Genomic DNA, 16,327 nt, shown 5'->3' with positions numbered 1-16,327 from the left:
ACTCGCCTTCCTCCGGGAGGCGCCCTCGACCGAGGAGAACGGGGACGACCTGGTGCTCTGCGTGCACAACTTCTCCCGGTTCGCGCAGCCCACCGAACTCGACCTGCGCTCCTACGAGGGACGCCACCCCGTCGAACTCATCGGCGGCGTGCGCTTCCCGGCCATCGGCGAACTGCCCTATCTGCTCACGCTCGCGGGCCACGGCTTCTACTGGTTCCGCCTGCGGAAGGACACCGTGTAAGCCCGACCGGAACCCCGGGCGGGCCGGTTTCTCCCGGCCCGCCCCGGGCACCCATCAGTAACACCCCGCCCCCGGGGAAAGGACGCGACGCCATGTCGGAAGCCGCCACGCACTCCACCGCGACAAGTCCTGGACCGCCGCCCGTCGCGGAGCCGATTCCCGGGCTGCTCACCTCGCTCGAGCCGCTGCTGCGGGAGTGGCTGCCACGGCAGCGCTGGTTCGCGGGGAAGGGGCGGCCGGTCACCGGGTTCAGCCTGGTGGCGGCCACCGAACTGCTGCCGGTGGGAAGTTCCAAGGCAGGGCTGCTGCATCTCCTCGTACGCGCCCACCAGCCACTGGTGCCGGCCCAGGGCGCCGCCGCCCACCCCGGCGACTGCTACCAGCTGCTGCTCGGCGTACGCGCGACGCTGCCGCCACGGCTGGCGCCCGCGCTCATCGGGCACGTGGCCGAGGGGCCGCTGACCGGACGGACGGTGTACGAGGCGCTGCACGACCCGCGTCTCGCCGACCTCCTGCTGGAGGCGCTGCGGACGAAGGCACGCGTCGGTGAACTCCGCTGCGAGCGCGACATGCGCCACGACATACCCGAGGGCCTGGTACCGCGCATGGTCACCTCGGAGCAGTCCAACTCCTCGATCGTCTACGGCGATACGTTCATTCTCAAGCTGTTCCGCCGGGTCGTGCCCGGCGTCAACCCCGATCTCGAACTGCCGCTGATGCTGTCGCGCGAGGGCTGCCCCCGCGTACCGGCGCCGGCGGCCTGGATGGTGGCGGACCTGGATACGGGAGCCGCCACCCCTCACACCCATGCGCTGGGCGTCCTCCAGCCGTATCTCCAGGGCGCCGCGGACGGCTGGGAGCTGGCGCTGAGCACGCTCGCCAAGGGTGAGGACTTCGCCGCCGAGGCACGGGCCCTCGGGCGGGCGACCGCCGAGGTGCACACCGCGCTGACGCGGGCCCTGCCCACGGCCACCGTGGGGCGGCCCCAACTGGAGCTGCTGGTCGACGGGATGGCCGAACGCCTGGAGGCCGCCGCGCAGGCCGTACCCGCGCTGCGGCCGTACGCGCCCGGCCTGCACACGGCCTTCGAGGCGCTGGCCGACCTGACCGGCGAGGGCCGTACCTGGACCGCCCAGCGCATCCACGGCGACCTCCACCTCGGGCAGTGCCTGCGATCGCCCTCCGGGGAGTGGTCCCTCATAGATTTCGAGGGCGAGCCGTCGAAGTCGCTGGCCGAGCGCCGCATGCCGCAGCCCGTCGCCCGCGACATCGCCGGCATGCTCCGCTCCTTCGACTACGTCGCCCACTCCCACCAGCCCCCGGCCGCCGACTGGGCGACCGCCTGCCGGGCCGCGTACTGCTCCGGCTACGCGGACGTCGCCGGGACCGACCCGCGCACCGATCCCGTACTGCTGCGCGCCTACGAGACCGACAAGGCCGTGTACGAGGTCCTCTACGAGGCCCGGCACCGCCCCGACTGGCTGCCCGTGCCGATGGCGGCCGTACACCGCCTGGCCACGGACACCGGCACCGACACCCCCTGACCCCACCCACCAGCCCCTGCCGAGGAGGCCGTCCCTGTGACTCCCCGCCCGCCGTCCGACGACAGCACACAGCACACCAGCGCCGCCGAAGGGCCCGCCCCCGTGAGGAAAACGGCCGTGAAGAAGACGGCCGCGAAGAAAACCGTGGCGAAGAAGGCGACAGCGAAGAAGACGGCGACGAAGAAAGCGGCGGCGAAGAAGGTAACGGAGAAGGCAGCGGAGAAGAGCACCGCGAAGGCGGTCGTCAAGAAGGCGGCCGGGGTCGGCACGGCCCCGGCGAAGAAGGTGACCGCGGACACGGGCGTGGCGAAAAAGGCCCCCGCCACGAAGGCGACGGCGAAGAAGGCCCCTGCGAAGAAGACCTCCGCCAAGAAGGCCCCGGCCACGAAGGCGGCCGCGGAAAAGACCGTGGCCACGAAGGCGGCCGCGGAAAAGACCGTGGCCACGAAGGCGGCCGCGGAAAAGACCGTGGCCAAGAAGACCGCGACCAAGAAAGCCGCCACGAAGAAAGCCGCGACCAAGAAGGCCGTGGTCAAGAAAGCCGTCACGGCCAAGGCGGTCACGGCCAAGGCCGTCGCCAAGAAGGCCTCCGCGAAGGTCGGCACCCGGCCCGCCTTCGCCCCCGCCCTGGACGGCGCGGACCGCGACCGGCTGATCGACGGCACACATCACGCGCCGCACTCCGTGCTGGGGGCGCATCCCGCGCCCGAGGGTGTGGTGTTCCGGGCGTTCCGGCCGTACGCGCTCGAGGTGAGCGTGGTGGTGGAGTCGTTGCGGGCGGAGTTGCACGACGACGGGGGCGGGTTCTTCTCGGCGCTGCTGCCGTTGCGGGAGGTGCCTGCGGAGTACCGGCTGCTGATCTCGTACGAGGGGAGCGAGCAGGAGACCGAGGACGCGTACCGTTTCCTGCCGGCGATCGGCGAGCTGGACCTGTATCTGATCGGCGAGGGACGGCACGAGGAGCTGTGGCGGGCGCTCGGCGCCGAGCCGATGACCCACCAGGGCGTGACCGGCACCCGGTTCACGGTGTGGGCGCCGAACGCGCGCGGAGTGCGGCTGGCCGGGACCTTCAACTTCTGGGACGGCACGGGATATCCGCTGCGTTCGCTGGGGTCCTCGGGGATCTGGGAGCTGTTCGTGCCCGGGATCGGCGAGGGCGAGCTGTACAAGTTCGAGATCACGCGGCAGGACGGTTCGAAGTCGCTCCGGGCCGACCCGATGGCCCGGCGCACGGAGGTACCGCCCGACACGTCCTCCGTCGTCCATGCCTCGCACTACGCGTGGGGCGACGAGGAGTGGCTGGCCAGGCGCGCGGAGACCCCGGCGCACGAGGCCCCGTTCTCCGTCTACGAGATCCATCTCCCGTCCTGGCGCCCTGGTCTGACGTATCGTCAACTCGCCGAGCAGCTACCGGCATACGTCTCGGACCTGGGCTTCACCCATGTCGAGCTGCTGCCCGTCGCCGAGCACCCCTTCGGCGGCTCGTGGGGCTACCAGGTCACCGGCTTCTACGCGCCCACGGCCCGCCTCGGTACCCCCGACGACTTCAAGTACCTGATCGACGCCCTGCACCGGGCCGGGATCGGTGTGCTGATGGACTGGGTGCCGGCCCACTTCCCGCGCGACGACTGGGCGTTGGCCGAGTTCGACGGGCGTCCGCTGTACGAGCACGAGGACCCGCAGCGGGCGGCGCACCCCGACTGGGGGACGCTGGAGTTCGACTACGGGCGCCGTGAGGTGCGCAACTTCCTGGTCGCGAACGCCCTTTACTGGTGCGAGGAGTACCACATCGACGGCCTGCGGGTGGATGCCGTCGCGTCGATGCTCTACCTCGACTACTCGCGCGAGCCGGGCCAGTGGACACCGAACGAGCACGGCGGCCGGGAGAACCTCGACGCGGTCGCCTTCCTCCAGGAGATGAACGCGACCGTGTACCGGCGGGTGCCGGGTGTCGTGACCATCGCCGAGGAGTCGACCGCCTGGGACGGCGTCACCCGCGCCACGCACCACGTCGGCCCCGGCGGCTTCGGGGGTCTCGGCTTCGGCCTGAAGTGGAACATGGGCTGGATGCACGACTCCCTCGGCTACATGGCCAAGGAGCCGGTCCATCGCAAGCACCACCACAACGAGCTGACCTTCTCGATGGTGTACGCCTACAGCGAGAACTACGTCCTGCCGATCTCCCACGACGAGGTCGTGCACGGCAAGGGCTCCCTGGTGTCCAAGATGCCGGGCGACTGGTGGCAGCAGCGGGCCAACCACCGCGCGTATCTGGGGTTCATGTGGGCCCACCCCGGCAAGCAGCTTCTCTTCATGGGGCAGGAGTTCGCCCAGGGCGCGGAATGGTCCGAGGCGCACGGGCCGGACTGGTGGCTCCTGGACCCGGCGTACGGCGCCGAGGCCGACCACCGGGGGGTGCGGGACCTGGTCCGCGACCTCAACTCCACCTACCGCGGGACCCCGGCGCTCTGGCAGCGGGACACCGATCCGGCGGGCTTCTCCTGGATCACCGGTGATTCCGCCGAGGACAACGTCCTCGCGTTCCTCCGCTTCGACGCGGAGGGCGTGCCACTGCTGGCCGTCTCCAACTTCTCGCCCGTGGTCCGGGAGGACTATCGGCTGGGGGTGCCGGATGATGTGCCCGCGTGGCGGGAGGTGTTGAACACCGACGCGGGGGCCTATGGGGGCGGCGACATCACCACCTCGCACCCCGTGAAAACCGAACCCCATGCCTGGCACGGCCGCCCGGCCACCATCCGGCTCACGCTACCGCCCCTGGCCACGGCCTGGCTCCGCCCGGCGTAGCCAAGGGCTGCGCCCCCCTTCCGCCCCGGATTTCGGCTGCGGGTCCGGTGGGGGGCTTGTCGCGCAGTTCCCCGCGCCCCTGAAGGCGAAAAGCAAGGGGCGCAGCCCCTGCTTTTCAGGGGCGGGGAACTGCGCGAGCAGCCCCCACTCACCCGCAGCCGACCGACAATCCCGTCAGTCGCCCTTCCGCCCCCCGAACATCAACCGCCGCAACGCGCCCAACAACCCACTCCCCGGCCGGGAGGCCACAGGCGAGGCGGGCGACGCCACCGCCACCCCTTCGTCCCCCCGCCCGCCGCCAGGCGCCCGCAGCGCCGAGCTGTGCGCGCTCAGCTCATACCGGACAGGCAGCACCCGCAACCCCCGCACCATCAGTCCACTCCGCCACGGCAACTGATCCGGCGGCAACGTGAGTTCCGCGCGGGCGAAGTGGTCGAACACCCGCCCCACCGCGGTGGCGACGATCGTCCCCGCGAGCTCCCGCGCCGCGCTGGGACACTGATGCGGCCCGGCCCCCCACCCGAGATGCGCCCGCGTACTGATCGCGGAGTCGACAAGGTGGGAGGACTGGGCGGCGAGCAGATCACGGTGCGCGGCGGCGACGGACGGGGACACGATGTCACCGGCCCGGATCCAGAAGTTCCCGAGCCGCACATCCCGCCCGGCGAAGCGGAAGCACAGATTGGCGGTCGGCGGATTCACCAGCGCCGCCCGGTTCACGGTCTCCCCGATCTGCATGCTGGCCAGGCTGCGCCGAACGGTCGCGTTGCCCCGCAGCACCTCCAGGAGGGTGTTGCAGACCATGTTCCCGGTGATGTCGTTGAGATGGACCGCGTTCATGAACAGCTCACGGCCCAACTGCTCGTCGCTCAGCGTCGGATCGGAGAGCAGCATGTACGAGGTGAGATCCTCCCCGGGCCGCGACCGCCGGTGCGCCGCCAGCCGGGTCATCGCCCCCAGCACCCGCCCGGTGGCCGGCCCGGCGTCGGGGCCGCCGTCCAGCATCCGCCACAGGTCCATGACCATCTCGTCGCCGAGTTCGACGGGGCATCCGAACAGCTTGGTCGTGACCATGAGGAGCAGCGGCCGGGTGTACTGCGCCGCGAGGTCGGCGTGTCCGGTGGTGCCGGACTCGGCCGCGAGCATGGCGATGAGTTCGTCGGCGTAGCGGGCGACGGAGGCGCGCAGCTCCCACCCCTCGGGGCTGTGCCCGTCCTGGAAGGGCCGCATCGCCGAGTGGTAGTTCAGCCGGGCGGTGCGGTGTTCCTCGCCGTCGAAGAACATGGTCTGCCGTACCTCGTACCCGGCGAGCAGCGGCCAGTCCCGCGGCAGCCGCCCCTCCGCGCGGGCCCGCCAGTGGCGTACGTCGCGCCGCCAGACGCTCTCGTTGCGCAGGACCTCGAGCACCTCGCGGTAGTCGAGAACCAGCCACGCCGGCACCCCCATCAGCCCCACCGGTGCCACGGGGCCGTAGGTACTCCGCAGCCGCTCGTAGACGCTGCCCGGATCCACGTCGAACTCCGAGGTCAGCAACGGCTCCACGGGCAGTGATTCCAGTGTCGGGCTGTCGGGCGGAGCGGCCGCGAACGGATGAGTTTCCATGACCAACACGCATACCGTATGAACCATGCACGAGCAGTGACGATGGCGGGAACTGTTACGGCTTGGTGATCCCTGTTGCACCTGTGGTGACGGTGTCGTGGTCCGGGGGTCCTGCCGGGCGCCCGCCCGGCAGGACCCCCGCCCGTCGACTTCCCGTCGGCTTCCCGTCGACTTCAGGCCGCCTCCAGCCCCTCCCCCAGAGCACCCGGCAGCTCCTCCGCGTGTACGACGCCCAGCGTCTGTGTCGCGCGGGTGAGCGCCACGTACAGATCGCTCGTACCGAAGCGCCCCGGTTCGACGACGAGGACCGAGTCGAACTCCAGTCCCTTGGCCTGGCGGGGATCGAGGAGGACGACGGTCCTGGTCAGGTCCGGTTCCGCGCCGGCCGTCACGCCGTCGAGGCGGGCCGCCAGCGCCCGGTGCAGTGCGCGCGGCGCGATCACCGCGAGCCGCCCCTCGGCAGGGGTCAGCTCGGCGGCCGCCTTGGCCACCTCGGCGGGCAGCTCCCGGGCCGCCGCGCGGCGCGCCCAGGGCCGTACGCCCGTCGACCGCACGGAGCTCGGCGGCTCGAAGTCCGGCTGTTCGGCGCGGACGACTCCGGCCGCGACCGCCATGATCTCGGCGGGGGTGCGGTAGTTGACGCCGAGCCGGGTGTGCTCCCAGCGGTTCTCGACGTAGGGCGCGAGGATGCCGTCCCAGGAGCCGACGCCCGCGGCCTCCGCCGTCTGGGCCGGGTCGCCGACCAGGGTCATCGAGCGGGTCGGCGAGCGCCGCATCAGCAACCGCCAGGCCATCGGGGACAGTTCCTGCGCCTCGTCCACGATGATGTGCCCGAACGCCCAGGTCCGGTCGGCCGCCGCCCGCTCGGCCGCGCTGCGGTGGTCGTCCGCCTCGTGCCGCTCCGCGAACCGCTCGGCGTCGATGATGTCGTGCGCGGACAGCACCTCCGACCCGTCGGGATCGCTGTCCTCCTTGTCCTCGAACTCGTAGGTCCGGGACGCGTACGACACGTCCAGCACGCCCTGCGCGTACGCGATCTGGGTCTCCCGCTCCCGCTCGGCGCGGGCCCGCGCGGGCCGGTCGTCCTCGCCCAGCAGCTCGGCGGCCTCGTCGAGGAGAGGGACGTCGGCGACGGTCCACGCGCGCGTGACGGGGCGGCGGACGGCGTCGGCGTCCTCGGCGGACAGGTGCCGGCCGGGGTCGGCGAGGAAGTCGGCGATGAGGCGGCGCGGGGTGATCCGGGGCCACAGCTGGGCGATGGCGGACCAGACCTCGGGGTTCTCGGCCAGCTCGTCGCGGATCTGGGTGATGTCGCTGGGGTCGAGGAGGTTGGAGCCGTCGTACGGGTCGGTGCCGATGCGTTCGGCGGCCATCTCCGTGAGGGTGTTGAGGATGTAACCCTCGAAGTGCTCGCGGGCCGCGTTGTGCGGGAGCTTCGCCTCCCTGGTGCGCTCGCGGGCGACCCGTACGAGGTCGTCGTCGAGCATGAGGATCTCCCGGTCGTGCTCGATGGCGATCACCGGGTCGGGCAGGGTCTGGCGGTCCCGTACGACGGCCGCGAGCACCTCGGCCATGTCGGCGCGCCCCTTCACCCGGGCCGCGTCCGGGGTGTCGGTGGCGGTGGCCCGTACGCCGGGGAACAACTCGCCGACGGTGGCGAGGAGTACGCCCGTCTCGCCGAGGGAGGGCAGCACCTCGCCGATGTAGCCGAGGAAGGCGGGGTTGGGGCCGACGATGAGGACGGCGCGCTTGGCGAGCAGTTCACGCTGCTCGTACAGCAGGTAGGCGGCGCGGTGCAGCGCGACGGCCGTCTTGCCGGTGCCGGGGCCGCCCTCCACGACCAGGACGCCCTGGTGGGGTGCGCGGATGACGCGGTCCTGCTCGGCCTGGATGGTCTGCACGATGTCGCCCATACGGCCGGTGCGGGCCGAGTCGAGCGCGGCCAGCAGCACGGCGTCGCCGCTCGGGTCCTCGTAGCCGGTGCGGGTCTCGTCCCCGAGGTCGAGGATCTCGTCGTGCAGGGCGGTGACCCGGCGGCCCTCGGTGGTGATGTGCCGGCGGCGGCGCAGGCCCATCGGCGTGTGGCCGGTGGCGAGGTAGAAGGGGCGGGCCACCTCGGCCCGCCAGTCGATCAGGATCGGTGTGCGCTCGCTGTCGTCCTCCCGCAGCCCGATCCGGCCGATGTGGTGGCCGGTCCCGTCGGCGAGGTCGAGCCGGCCGAAACAGAGCGAGCCGTCGACGGCGTCCAGCGCGGCCAGCAGCCCGGAGCGCTCCGCGACCAGGATGTCCCGCTCCAGGCGGGCCTGCATGGGCGTGTTGCCCTGGGCGAGCGCGTCCGTCACGGAGGTCTCGGTGTCGCCGCGCAGGGCGTCCACGCGCGTGTACAGCCCGTCGATGAATTCCTGCTCGCGCCGCAATTCATCTTGCGAAATGTCATCTTGCGAAATGCCGGTGTTTGACAATTCCACTCCCGCCCGGATACACTCTGCCCACTGAACTCATTTGCGACCAATCCCATTGAAGTCGCGAACCATTAAATATACGCAGCAAAAACCCCCGAGCACAATTGCTCGGGGGTTTTTGCCGTCCAGACGTGTCCAAGCGTCAGAGCACGTCGCGTGAGAGCACGTCGGCGAGTTCTTCGAGAAGCCGCCGCTTCGGCCTGGCGCCGACCATGGCCTTCACCGGCTCACCGCCCCTGAACACCATGAAGGTCGGCATCGACAGCACCTTGTACGCCCGCGTGGTCTCCGGATTCGTGTCCACGTCCAGCTGCACCACCTTCAGCCGCTCCCCCTCCTCCTCGGCGAGGGCGGTCAGCACCGGCCCCATCTGCCGGCAGGGCGGGCACCAGTCGGCGGTGAACTCCACGAGCACCGGCAGCTCCGCCCCGAGCACCTCCGACGCGAAATCCCCGTCCGTCACCTCGGCCACGCCTTTCGCCCTGATCACAGTTCCCCGCCTCCCAGTTCACACCCCGGCTCCGGACCCCCCGGAACCTCCGCCTCGGCCGCCAGCCGCTCCCGCGCCAGCTCCGCCCGCGTCAACTGCTCCCCGACCCGCGTCCGCACGGCCGCCAACTCGCCGATCAGCGCGTCGAGTTCGTCGAGCTTCCGGCGGTACACCGCCAGCGACGCCGGGCACGAGTCGCCCTCCGGGTGCCCGGCTCGCAGACACTCCACGAAGGGCCGCGTCTCCTCCAGCTCGAACCCGAAGTCCTGCAAGGTCCGGATCTGCCGCAGCAGCCGCAGATCCCCCTCGTCGTACGTCCGGTATCCGTTCCCACTCCGCCGCGCGGACAACAGCCCCCGCGCCTCGTAGTACCGCAGGGCCCGTGTCGTGGTCCCGGCCCGTGCCGCCAGCTCGCCGATGCGCATACGAAGACGGTATTCCTTGACGCCGACGTCAAGGAAAGCGCTGAACAGAGAAAGGCCGAGCGGCCAGGTCTATAGGGGGAGGACCTGGCCGCTCGGTGTTCGGGGAGCTTGTTCAGTTGTTCCGCTCGGTGACCGTACGGCCGGGTCTACGGGGGAGGACCCGGCCGTACGGCGTTGTGGGAGGGCCGGAGGCCCTGACAGGGGCGCGGGGAACCGCGCGACCAGCCACACTCGGCCGACGGCTGCAAGACGGCCTCGCAGCCCCCGGCGCTTGCGTCTACGCCTTGGCGAGTTCCTTCTCACCGTCCGGCTCGGCGGCGGCAGCCGCCGGCGCGGAACCGTGTCCGTCGTCCAGGAGCGTCTTCTCGTCGAAGGGCAGCTGCCCGGCGAGAACCTGGTTGACGCGCTCCTTGTCGATCTCCTTGGTCCAGGTACCGATGAGGACCGTGGCGACGGCGTTGCCCGCGAAGTTGGTGAGGGCGCGGGCCTCGCTCATGAAGCGGTCGATACCGACGATGAGGCCGATGCCGTCCACCAGGGCGGGCTTGTGGGACTGGAGACCACCCGCGAGGGTCGCGAGACCGGCACCGGTGACACCGGCCGCGCCCTTCGACGCCACCAGCAGGAAGAGCAGCAGCGGGATCTGCTCACCGATCGACATCGGCGTACCCATGGCGTCGGCGATGAACAGGGACGCCATGGTCATGTAGATCATGGTGCCGTCGAGGTTGAAGGAGTAGCCGGTCGGGACGGTGATGCCGACGACGGGCTTGCTGACACCCAGGTGCTCCATCTTCGCGATGAGGCGCGGCAGCGCCGACTCGGAGGAGGAGGTGGACAGGATCAGCAGGAACTCACGGCCCAGGTACTTGAAGAGCGTGAGGATGTTGAGGCCGGAGACCACCCGCAGCAGCGCGCCGAGCACCACGATGACGAAGAGGAAGCAGGTCACGTAGAAGCCGAGCATCAGTACGGCGAGGCTCTTGAGGGCGTCGACACCGGCGGAACCGGTCACGGCCGCGATGGCGCCGAAGGCACCGATCGGGGCGGCCCACATCACCATGGCGAGGATGCGGAAGACGAGGCGCTGGATGTGCTCGACGCCGCGCAGGACCGGCTGGCCGGCGTCACCCATGGCCTGCAGCGCGAAGCCGGCGAGCAGGGCGACGAGCAGGGTCTGCAGGACCTCGCCGCCGGTGAACGCGGAGACGATGGTGGTCGGGATGATGCCGAGCAGGAACTCGGTGGTGTCCTTGGCCTCGGCCGACACCTGCGCCTGACCGGTCTCCTTGATCGCGTCGGTGACCGCGAGGCCGGTGCCCGGCTCCAGGATGTTGCCGACGACCAGGCCGATGCTGAGGGCGACGAGCGACATCACGGTGAAGTAGGCGAGGGCGATACCGCCGACCGCGCCGACCTTGGCGGCCTTCCGTACGGAGCCGATGCCCAGCACGATCGTGCAGAAGATGATCGGCGAGATCATCATCTTGATCAGGTTCACGAAGCCGGTGCCGATGGGCTTCAGCTCCACGGCGAAGTCCGGGGCGATCAGACCCACGGCGATGCCGAGGGCCACAGCCACGATCACGGCGATGTACAGGTAGTGCGTGCGGTCCCGCTTGGCGGGTGCGGTAGGTGCCGTATTGGTGGTGCTGGCCACGGCTGCCCTCCTCGTCGACGACATCGTCGGCTCGCTCTTCCGGCGTGCGGCTCACGACCGGGGGAATGCGGGAGATGGTCTCCCTGTGGTGGGAACCGGCGGGTTCCCGGGCGGGAGACCGGCTCCCAGGGTGGGAACCGGCGGGCTCCCGGGGGTGGGAGTGGGGGCTCCCGGGGGGTGTGGGAACCGGTCTCCCGGCGGTGGAAGCCGACGGGCTTCCGGGGCCGCCGGAGGCTTGGGGGCTTCCGGCGGTGGGAGCTGGGGGCTCTCCCGGTGCGGGGAGACGTACCTCCCGTGGTGGGCGGCGTGCTCCCCTTGGTGGGTGGCGTGCTCCCGGTGCTGGGAGTCGTACTCCCGGTGCTGGGAGTCGTGCTCCCGGTGCTGGGAGTCGTGCTCCCGGCGGTGGGAGACGGGCTCCCGGCGGCTCGGGTGTGGGGTCCCGGATCGGGAGTCGTACTCCCTCTCGGTGTCCATGTGCTGGACGAGTCGATGGGGTGACTATCCCCCGCCCTGTGAGGGCGGTCACCCTTCCGTTCATTTAGTTCACGCCTACGCGTCGATGCAGACTGTTGCCATGCGCGTCCCTTCTCTCATCCGACCCCGCAGCCTGGCCGGCCAGCTCTTCGCCGTGCAGGCGGTGCTGATCGCGGCCGTCGTCGCCGGGTACGCGCTGTTCACGTACGTCGGCGACCGCAGCCAGGCGCAGGACGCTGCGGGCCGCCAGGCCATGGCCGTGGCCGCCGCGGTAGCCGACTCCCCGTCCGTCCGGGAGGCGATACACACCCCCAAGCCGACGAAGCGGCTCCAGCCGTACGCCACCGAGGTGCAGCAGCACGCGGGCGTCGACTTCGTGACGATCATGACCCCCGACGGCATCCGCTGGACGCACCCCGTCCCCACGCGGATCGGCCAGCACTTCGTCGGCAACATAGAGAAGGCGCAGAACGGCGGCTCCTTCACCGAGACGTACACGGGCACCCTCGGCCCGTCCGTCCGCGCGGTCACCCCGATCATGGAGAACGGCGAGGTCATCGGCCTGGTCAGCGCCGGTATCAAGGTCCAGGCGATCAGCGCCCGCGTCCAGGACCAGGTCACGGCCCTCGTCGGCGTGGCCGTCGGTGCCCTGGCCCTCGGCGGCATCGGCACCTACATCGTCAACGCCCGCCTCCGCCGCCACACCCACAACATGAACGCCGGTCAGCTCAGCAACATGCACGACTACCACCAGGCCGCCCTGCACGCCGTACGCGAGGGGCTGCTGATGCTCGACGGCCAGTACCGGGTGGCTCTGATCAACGACGGGGCGCGGGAGCTGCTGGGGGTGACGGACGAGGCCGTGGGCCGCTCGGTCGCCGAACTCGGCCTGCCGACCCCTCTGACCGGGGCCCTGCTGTCGTCCGAGCCGAGGGTCGACGAGGTGCTCCTCACGGCCGAACGGGTACTGGTGGTGAACACCTCCCTGGTCTCGGGCGGCCAGCGCCGAGGCACGGTCGTGACCCTGCGGGACGTGACCGAACTCCAGTCCCTCACCGGCGAGCTCAACTCCGAACGCGGCTTCACCGAAGCGCTCCGCTCCCAGGCCCACGAGGCCGCCAACCGTCTCCACACGGTCGTCTCGCTGATCGAGCTGGGCCGCTCGGACGAGGCGGTCGACTTCGCCACGGCGGAGCTGGAACTGGCGCAGGCCCTGACGGACAAGGTGGTGGCCGCGGTGAGCGAGCCCGTCCTGGCCGCCCTGCTCCTCGGCAAGGCCGCCCAGGCGAACGAGCGGGGCGTGGAACTGGTGGTGTCCGAGGACAGCCGTATCGACGACGGCCTCCTGCCCGAGTCGCTCCCCTCCCGGGACCTGGTCACGGTCCTGGGCAACCTGATCGACAACGCGGTGGACGCGGCGCAGGGGTCGGTGGGGGCGCGGGTGACGGTGACGGCGTACACCGACGAGCCGGGTGAGCCAAGTGAGCCGGATGAGCCGGGCAGGTCGGACGGGGCGGAGGGGTCGCAGGGGTCGGACGGGTTCACGCCGGCCATGCTGGTGCTGCGCGTCACGGACACGGGTGAGGGCGTGGATCCGGCACACACTGAGGCCGTCTTCGAACGCGGCTTCTCGACGAAGCCGGCGGGCCCCGGCGGTCGAGGGCTCGGCCTGGCACTCGTACGGCAGACCGCGCGCCGCCACGAGGGCACGCTCACGGTGTCCGAGGCGGCCGGGGGTGGGGCACAGTTCGAGGTGCGCCTGCCGCTCGGTACGGCAGCAGGTCCCCACAAGACGGTTCGGGCCCCTCGGGCCGCAGTGGTTGGAGGCAACACCGTATGACCGATACCGAGCCCATCAGAGTCCTGGTCGTGGAGGACGACCCCGTGGCCGCCGACGCGCACATGATGTACGTCGGCCGCGTCCCCGGCTTCACGGCCGTCGGCAAGGCCCACACGGGCGCGGAGGCGCGGCGCGCGCTGGACCGCACGCCGGTGGACCTGCTGCTGCTGGACCTGCACCTGCCGGACGTCCACGGTTTGCAGCTCGCCCGCTCCCTACGGGCCGCCGGCTACCACGCGGACGTGATAGCGGTGACGTCGGCGCGGGACCTGACGGTCGTACGGGAGGGCGTCTCGCTGGGCGTGGTGCAGTACGTACTGAAGCCCTTCACCTTCGCGACGCTGCGCGACCGCCTGATCCGGTACGCGGAGTTCCACGCCTCGGCGGGCGAGGCGAGCGGCCAGGACGAGGTGGACCGCGCGCTGGCCACGCTACGGGCGCCGGGCCCGGCGGCCCTGCCGAAAGGGTTGAGCGCGCCGACGCTGGAACGGGTGACGGTGGCCCTGCGGGACGCTGCCGAGGGCCTGACGGCGGCCGGGGTCGCGGAGGCCGTGGGCATCTCCCGGATCACGGCCCGGCGGTACCTGGAGCACTTGGTGGACGCCGGGCGGGCGGCGCGGAGTCCGCAGTACGGGCAGGTGGGACGGCCGGAGTTGCAGTACCGGTGGGGGAAGGGGCCCTGAGGTGGCGCAGGGGGTTCCGGTCAGTTGAAGGGCTTGGCGTAGACGACGACCTGGACGCCGAGCCCGACGACCGTGAGGGCCTCGACGACGGAGAGCGCGACGAGGCCGGTGCTGGTGCTGCCGCTCGCCCAGTAGACGAGCAGCCCGGCGAGCGGTACGACGCAGAAGGCCAGCAGATCGATCCCGCACTGGATGGTTTTACGGGAGCGCCGCCGGGCGTCGGAGCGGTGAGCCGTCTCCCAGCCGAACGCCCCGCCGTTCTCGGGTAGTTGGGCGAGCCGGGAGAGACGCGGCCCGAGGTCGCCCCGCACGTATGCCCCGATCGCGGAGATCTTCTCGTCGTTCACGAGGTAGGTCCAGCCGAGCACGACACACACGGGCGGCAGCGCGAGCAGCATCGCGGCCTGCCGGGCCTGCGCGGAGGCGGCGATGACGGCCGCGAGGACGGTGAGGGTGACGTAGAGGAGGTTGTCCCGGAAGCCGATACGGGTCTTCTGCTCGTCCTTGACGGTCTGGTACTCGGCGAGCAGCAGCTGCCCGACGGTGACGCCCTGATCGGCCCTGTCAGCGGGTTCCGGCACGGTTGTCCTTTCGGGGCGGGATGCCAACGCACCCTCCGTTCAAGCCTGTTGGCAGCACCCTAGAACGAAGCCGCCACGGACGCGCCGAGCTGACCTGTGCAGACACATTGACCTGACTAGACCACTCCTCGTACGGTCACCGGGCACCCACCCAGGCCACAACGACGTAGCCAGCAGGAGGTCGTGCCCGTGCGCCCCACCGCACCCAGCCCCCGCCGATCCCGACTCCGCCTCCTCCTCACCGCCGCTCTGGCGATCACCGCGCCCGGTGCGCTCACCGCCTGCGGCAGCGGCTCCGGCAGTGATCCGGACACCGTGGAGGTCTCCTACAAACAGTCCACGGACAACCAGATCCGCGTGCTGGACACCTTCCTCGCCGACGTCAAGAAGCAGTTCGAGAAGGCGAATCCGGGCAAGAAGGTGAAGCTCGTCCCGATCAAGGCCCCGGATTCGGAGTACTACACCAAGGTCCAGCAGATGCTGCGCTCCCCGAAGACGGCCCCTGACCTGGTCTACGAGGACACGTTCCTCATCAACTCGGACATCACGAGCGGTTATCTGAAACCCCTCGACGACTACTTGGCCGACTGGAAGGACTGGGACCAGTTCATCGACACGGCCAAGACCGCGGCGAAGGCCGAGGACGGAAAGACGTACGGAATTCCGGACGGCACGGACACGCGGGGCCTGTGGTTCGACAAGGCGATCTTCGCGAAGGCGGGCCTGCCCGCCGACTGGCAGCCGAAGACCTGGGACGACCTCCTCACCGCCGCCCGCACGATCAAGCGGAAAGTCCCCGGCGTCATCCCCCTGAACGTCTACACGGGCAAACCGGCTGGTGAAGCCGCCACCATGCAGGGCTTCGAAATGCTCCTCTACGGCACGGACGATGCGACGACATCCACGTCCGACCCCCTGTACGACGAGAAGTCCAAGAAATGGAAGGCCGGCACCCAGGGCTTCAAGGACGCGCTCGCCTTCGTGGAGACGGTCTACAAGGAGAAACTCGGCCCGGAAGTCTCCGACGCCCTGGACCCCAACATCTCCACCCGAGTCCGCGGCGAACTCCTCCCCGAAGGCAAACTCGGCATCAACCTCGACGGCTCCTGGCTCCCCCAGGACTGGCTGCCCGGCAGCGGTCACGAATGGCCGGACTGGTCGGAAAAGCTCGGCCTCGCCCACATGCCCACCCAGAACGGTCAGTCCCCCGGCAAGGTGAGCATGTCCGGCGGCTGGACCTGGGCCATTCCCGACAAGGCCGCCAACCCCGACCTCGCCTTCAAGTTCATCGAGACGATGCAGTCGAAGGCGAACGCCCAGAAGTGGTACATCGCCAACTCGGGGATAGCGGTCCGTAAGGACGTGGCGTCCGACCCCGCCTACGCGGAGGCCCAACCCGGCATCAAGTTCTTCACCGACCTGGTGGCGAGCACGCATTACCGCCCGGCGTATCCGGCGTACCCGAAGGTCTCCACGGCCATTCAGGAGGCGATGGAATCCGTGACGACGGGGGATGCCTC

The 16,327-nt window shown here is 70.5% G+C and carries 13 protein-coding genes; 7 read left to right on the top strand and 6 right to left on the bottom strand.

Annotated elements, in window-relative coordinates:
* From I8N67_RS38735 to glgB, 3 genes are all read left to right on the top strand, one after another.
* The coding region (locus I8N67_RS38735) for an alpha-glucosidase C-terminal domain-containing protein (protein ID WP_200308990.1) at positions 1 to 241 on the top strand (241 nt) is incomplete at its 5' end.
* A 92-nt stretch (positions 242 to 333) separates the two neighbouring features.
* Positions 334 to 1,785, top strand: coding sequence for a maltokinase N-terminal cap-like domain-containing protein (locus I8N67_RS38730; protein ID WP_200308989.1), 1,452 nt, complete (start codon positions 334 to 336; stop codon positions 1,783 to 1,785).
* A gap of 36 nt (positions 1,786 to 1,821) precedes the next feature.
* Positions 1,822 to 4,590 carry a 1,4-alpha-glucan branching enzyme gene (glgB, locus tag I8N67_RS38725; protein WP_200308988.1) on the top strand — a complete coding sequence of 923 codons (2,769 nt, stop codon included), beginning with the start codon at positions 1,822 to 1,824 and terminating at the stop codon, positions 4,588 to 4,590.
* A gap of 174 nt (positions 4,591 to 4,764) precedes the next feature.
* Here glgB and I8N67_RS38720 read toward each other — a convergent pair whose 3' ends face one another.
* From I8N67_RS38720 to I8N67_RS38700, 5 genes are all read right to left on the bottom strand, one after another.
* Positions 4,765 to 6,192 (bottom strand): cytochrome P450 family protein, encoded by a 1,428-nt coding sequence (locus I8N67_RS38720; protein ID WP_200308987.1) that lies wholly within the window; start codon positions 6,190 to 6,192, stop codon positions 4,765 to 4,767.
* Positions 6,193 to 6,365: 173 nt separating this feature from the next.
* Positions 6,366 to 8,609 (bottom strand): HelD family protein, encoded by a 2,244-nt coding sequence (locus I8N67_RS38715; RefSeq protein WP_200308986.1) that lies wholly within the window; start codon positions 8,607 to 8,609, stop codon positions 6,366 to 6,368.
* 187 nt (positions 8,610 to 8,796) lie between these two features.
* Positions 8,797 to 9,126, bottom strand: coding sequence for a thioredoxin family protein (locus tag I8N67_RS38710; protein ID WP_200308985.1), 330 nt, complete (start codon positions 9,124 to 9,126; stop codon positions 8,797 to 8,799).
* Between the two features lie 14 nt (positions 9,127 to 9,140).
* A complete protein-coding gene (locus tag I8N67_RS38705; RefSeq protein WP_200308984.1) occupies positions 9,141 to 9,569 on the bottom strand; it encodes a MerR family transcriptional regulator in 429 nt (142 codons plus the stop codon).
* 277 nt (positions 9,570 to 9,846) lie between these two features.
* Positions 9,847 to 11,229 (bottom strand): cation:dicarboxylate symporter family transporter, encoded by a 1,383-nt coding sequence (locus I8N67_RS38700; RefSeq protein WP_200308983.1) that lies wholly within the window; start codon positions 11,227 to 11,229, stop codon positions 9,847 to 9,849.
* A gap of 306 nt (positions 11,230 to 11,535) precedes the next feature.
* On the opposite strand from I8N67_RS38700, the gene I8N67_RS38695 reads away from it, so the two are divergent.
* The 3 genes from I8N67_RS38695 to I8N67_RS38685 all read left to right on the top strand — a co-directional run bounded on the left by I8N67_RS38695 (position 11,536) and on the right by I8N67_RS38685 (position 14,226).
* Positions 11,536 to 11,727, top strand: a complete 192-nt coding sequence (locus I8N67_RS38695; RefSeq protein WP_200308982.1) for a hypothetical protein — start codon at positions 11,536 to 11,538, stop codon at positions 11,725 to 11,727.
* A gap of 76 nt (positions 11,728 to 11,803) precedes the next feature.
* Positions 11,804 to 13,543, top strand: coding sequence for a sensor histidine kinase (locus I8N67_RS38690; protein ID WP_200308981.1), 1,740 nt, complete (start codon positions 11,804 to 11,806; stop codon positions 13,541 to 13,543).
* A complete protein-coding gene (locus I8N67_RS38685) occupies positions 13,540 to 14,226 on the top strand; it encodes a response regulator (protein WP_200308980.1) in 687 nt (228 codons plus the stop codon). Before I8N67_RS38690 ends, I8N67_RS38685 begins: the two co-directional genes overlap by 4 nt.
* Before the next feature lie 20 nt (positions 14,227 to 14,246).
* Here I8N67_RS38685 and I8N67_RS38680 read toward each other — a convergent pair whose 3' ends face one another.
* Entirely contained in the window at positions 14,247 to 14,807 is a 561-nt protein-coding gene (locus tag I8N67_RS38680) for a hypothetical protein (protein ID WP_200308979.1), read from the bottom strand.
* A gap of 189 nt (positions 14,808 to 14,996) precedes the next feature.
* Here I8N67_RS38680 and I8N67_RS38675 point away from each other — a divergent pair.
* On the top strand, positions 14,997 to 16,327 hold a 1,331-nt coding region (locus I8N67_RS38675; protein WP_200308978.1), incomplete at its 3' end, for an extracellular solute-binding protein.

This window comes from Streptomyces adelaidensis, assembly GCF_016598475.1.
Classification (GTDB): domain Bacteria; phylum Actinomycetota; class Actinomycetes; order Streptomycetales; family Streptomycetaceae; genus Streptomyces; species Streptomyces adelaidensis.
The sequence above is the reverse complement of the archived record's forward strand: the minus strand, read 5'-3'. Positions and strand labels throughout refer to the sequence as shown.

Coding starts and splice junctions, on each gene's coding strand:
- I8N67_RS38720 (WP_200308987.1), bottom strand. CDS start 6,192: ATGGAAACTCATCCGTTCGCGGCCGCTCCGCCCGACAGCCCGACACTG.
- I8N67_RS38690 (WP_200308981.1), top strand. CDS start 11,804: ATGCGCGTCCCTTCTCTCATCCGACCCCGCAGCCTGGCCGGCCAGCTC.
- I8N67_RS38705 (WP_200308984.1), bottom strand. CDS start 9,569: ATGCGCATCGGCGAGCTGGCGGCACGGGCCGGGACCACGACACGGGCC.
- I8N67_RS38685 (WP_200308980.1), top strand. CDS start 13,540: ATGACCGATACCGAGCCCATCAGAGTCCTGGTCGTGGAGGACGACCCC.
- I8N67_RS38730 (WP_200308989.1), top strand. CDS start 334: ATGTCGGAAGCCGCCACGCACTCCACCGCGACAAGTCCTGGACCGCCG.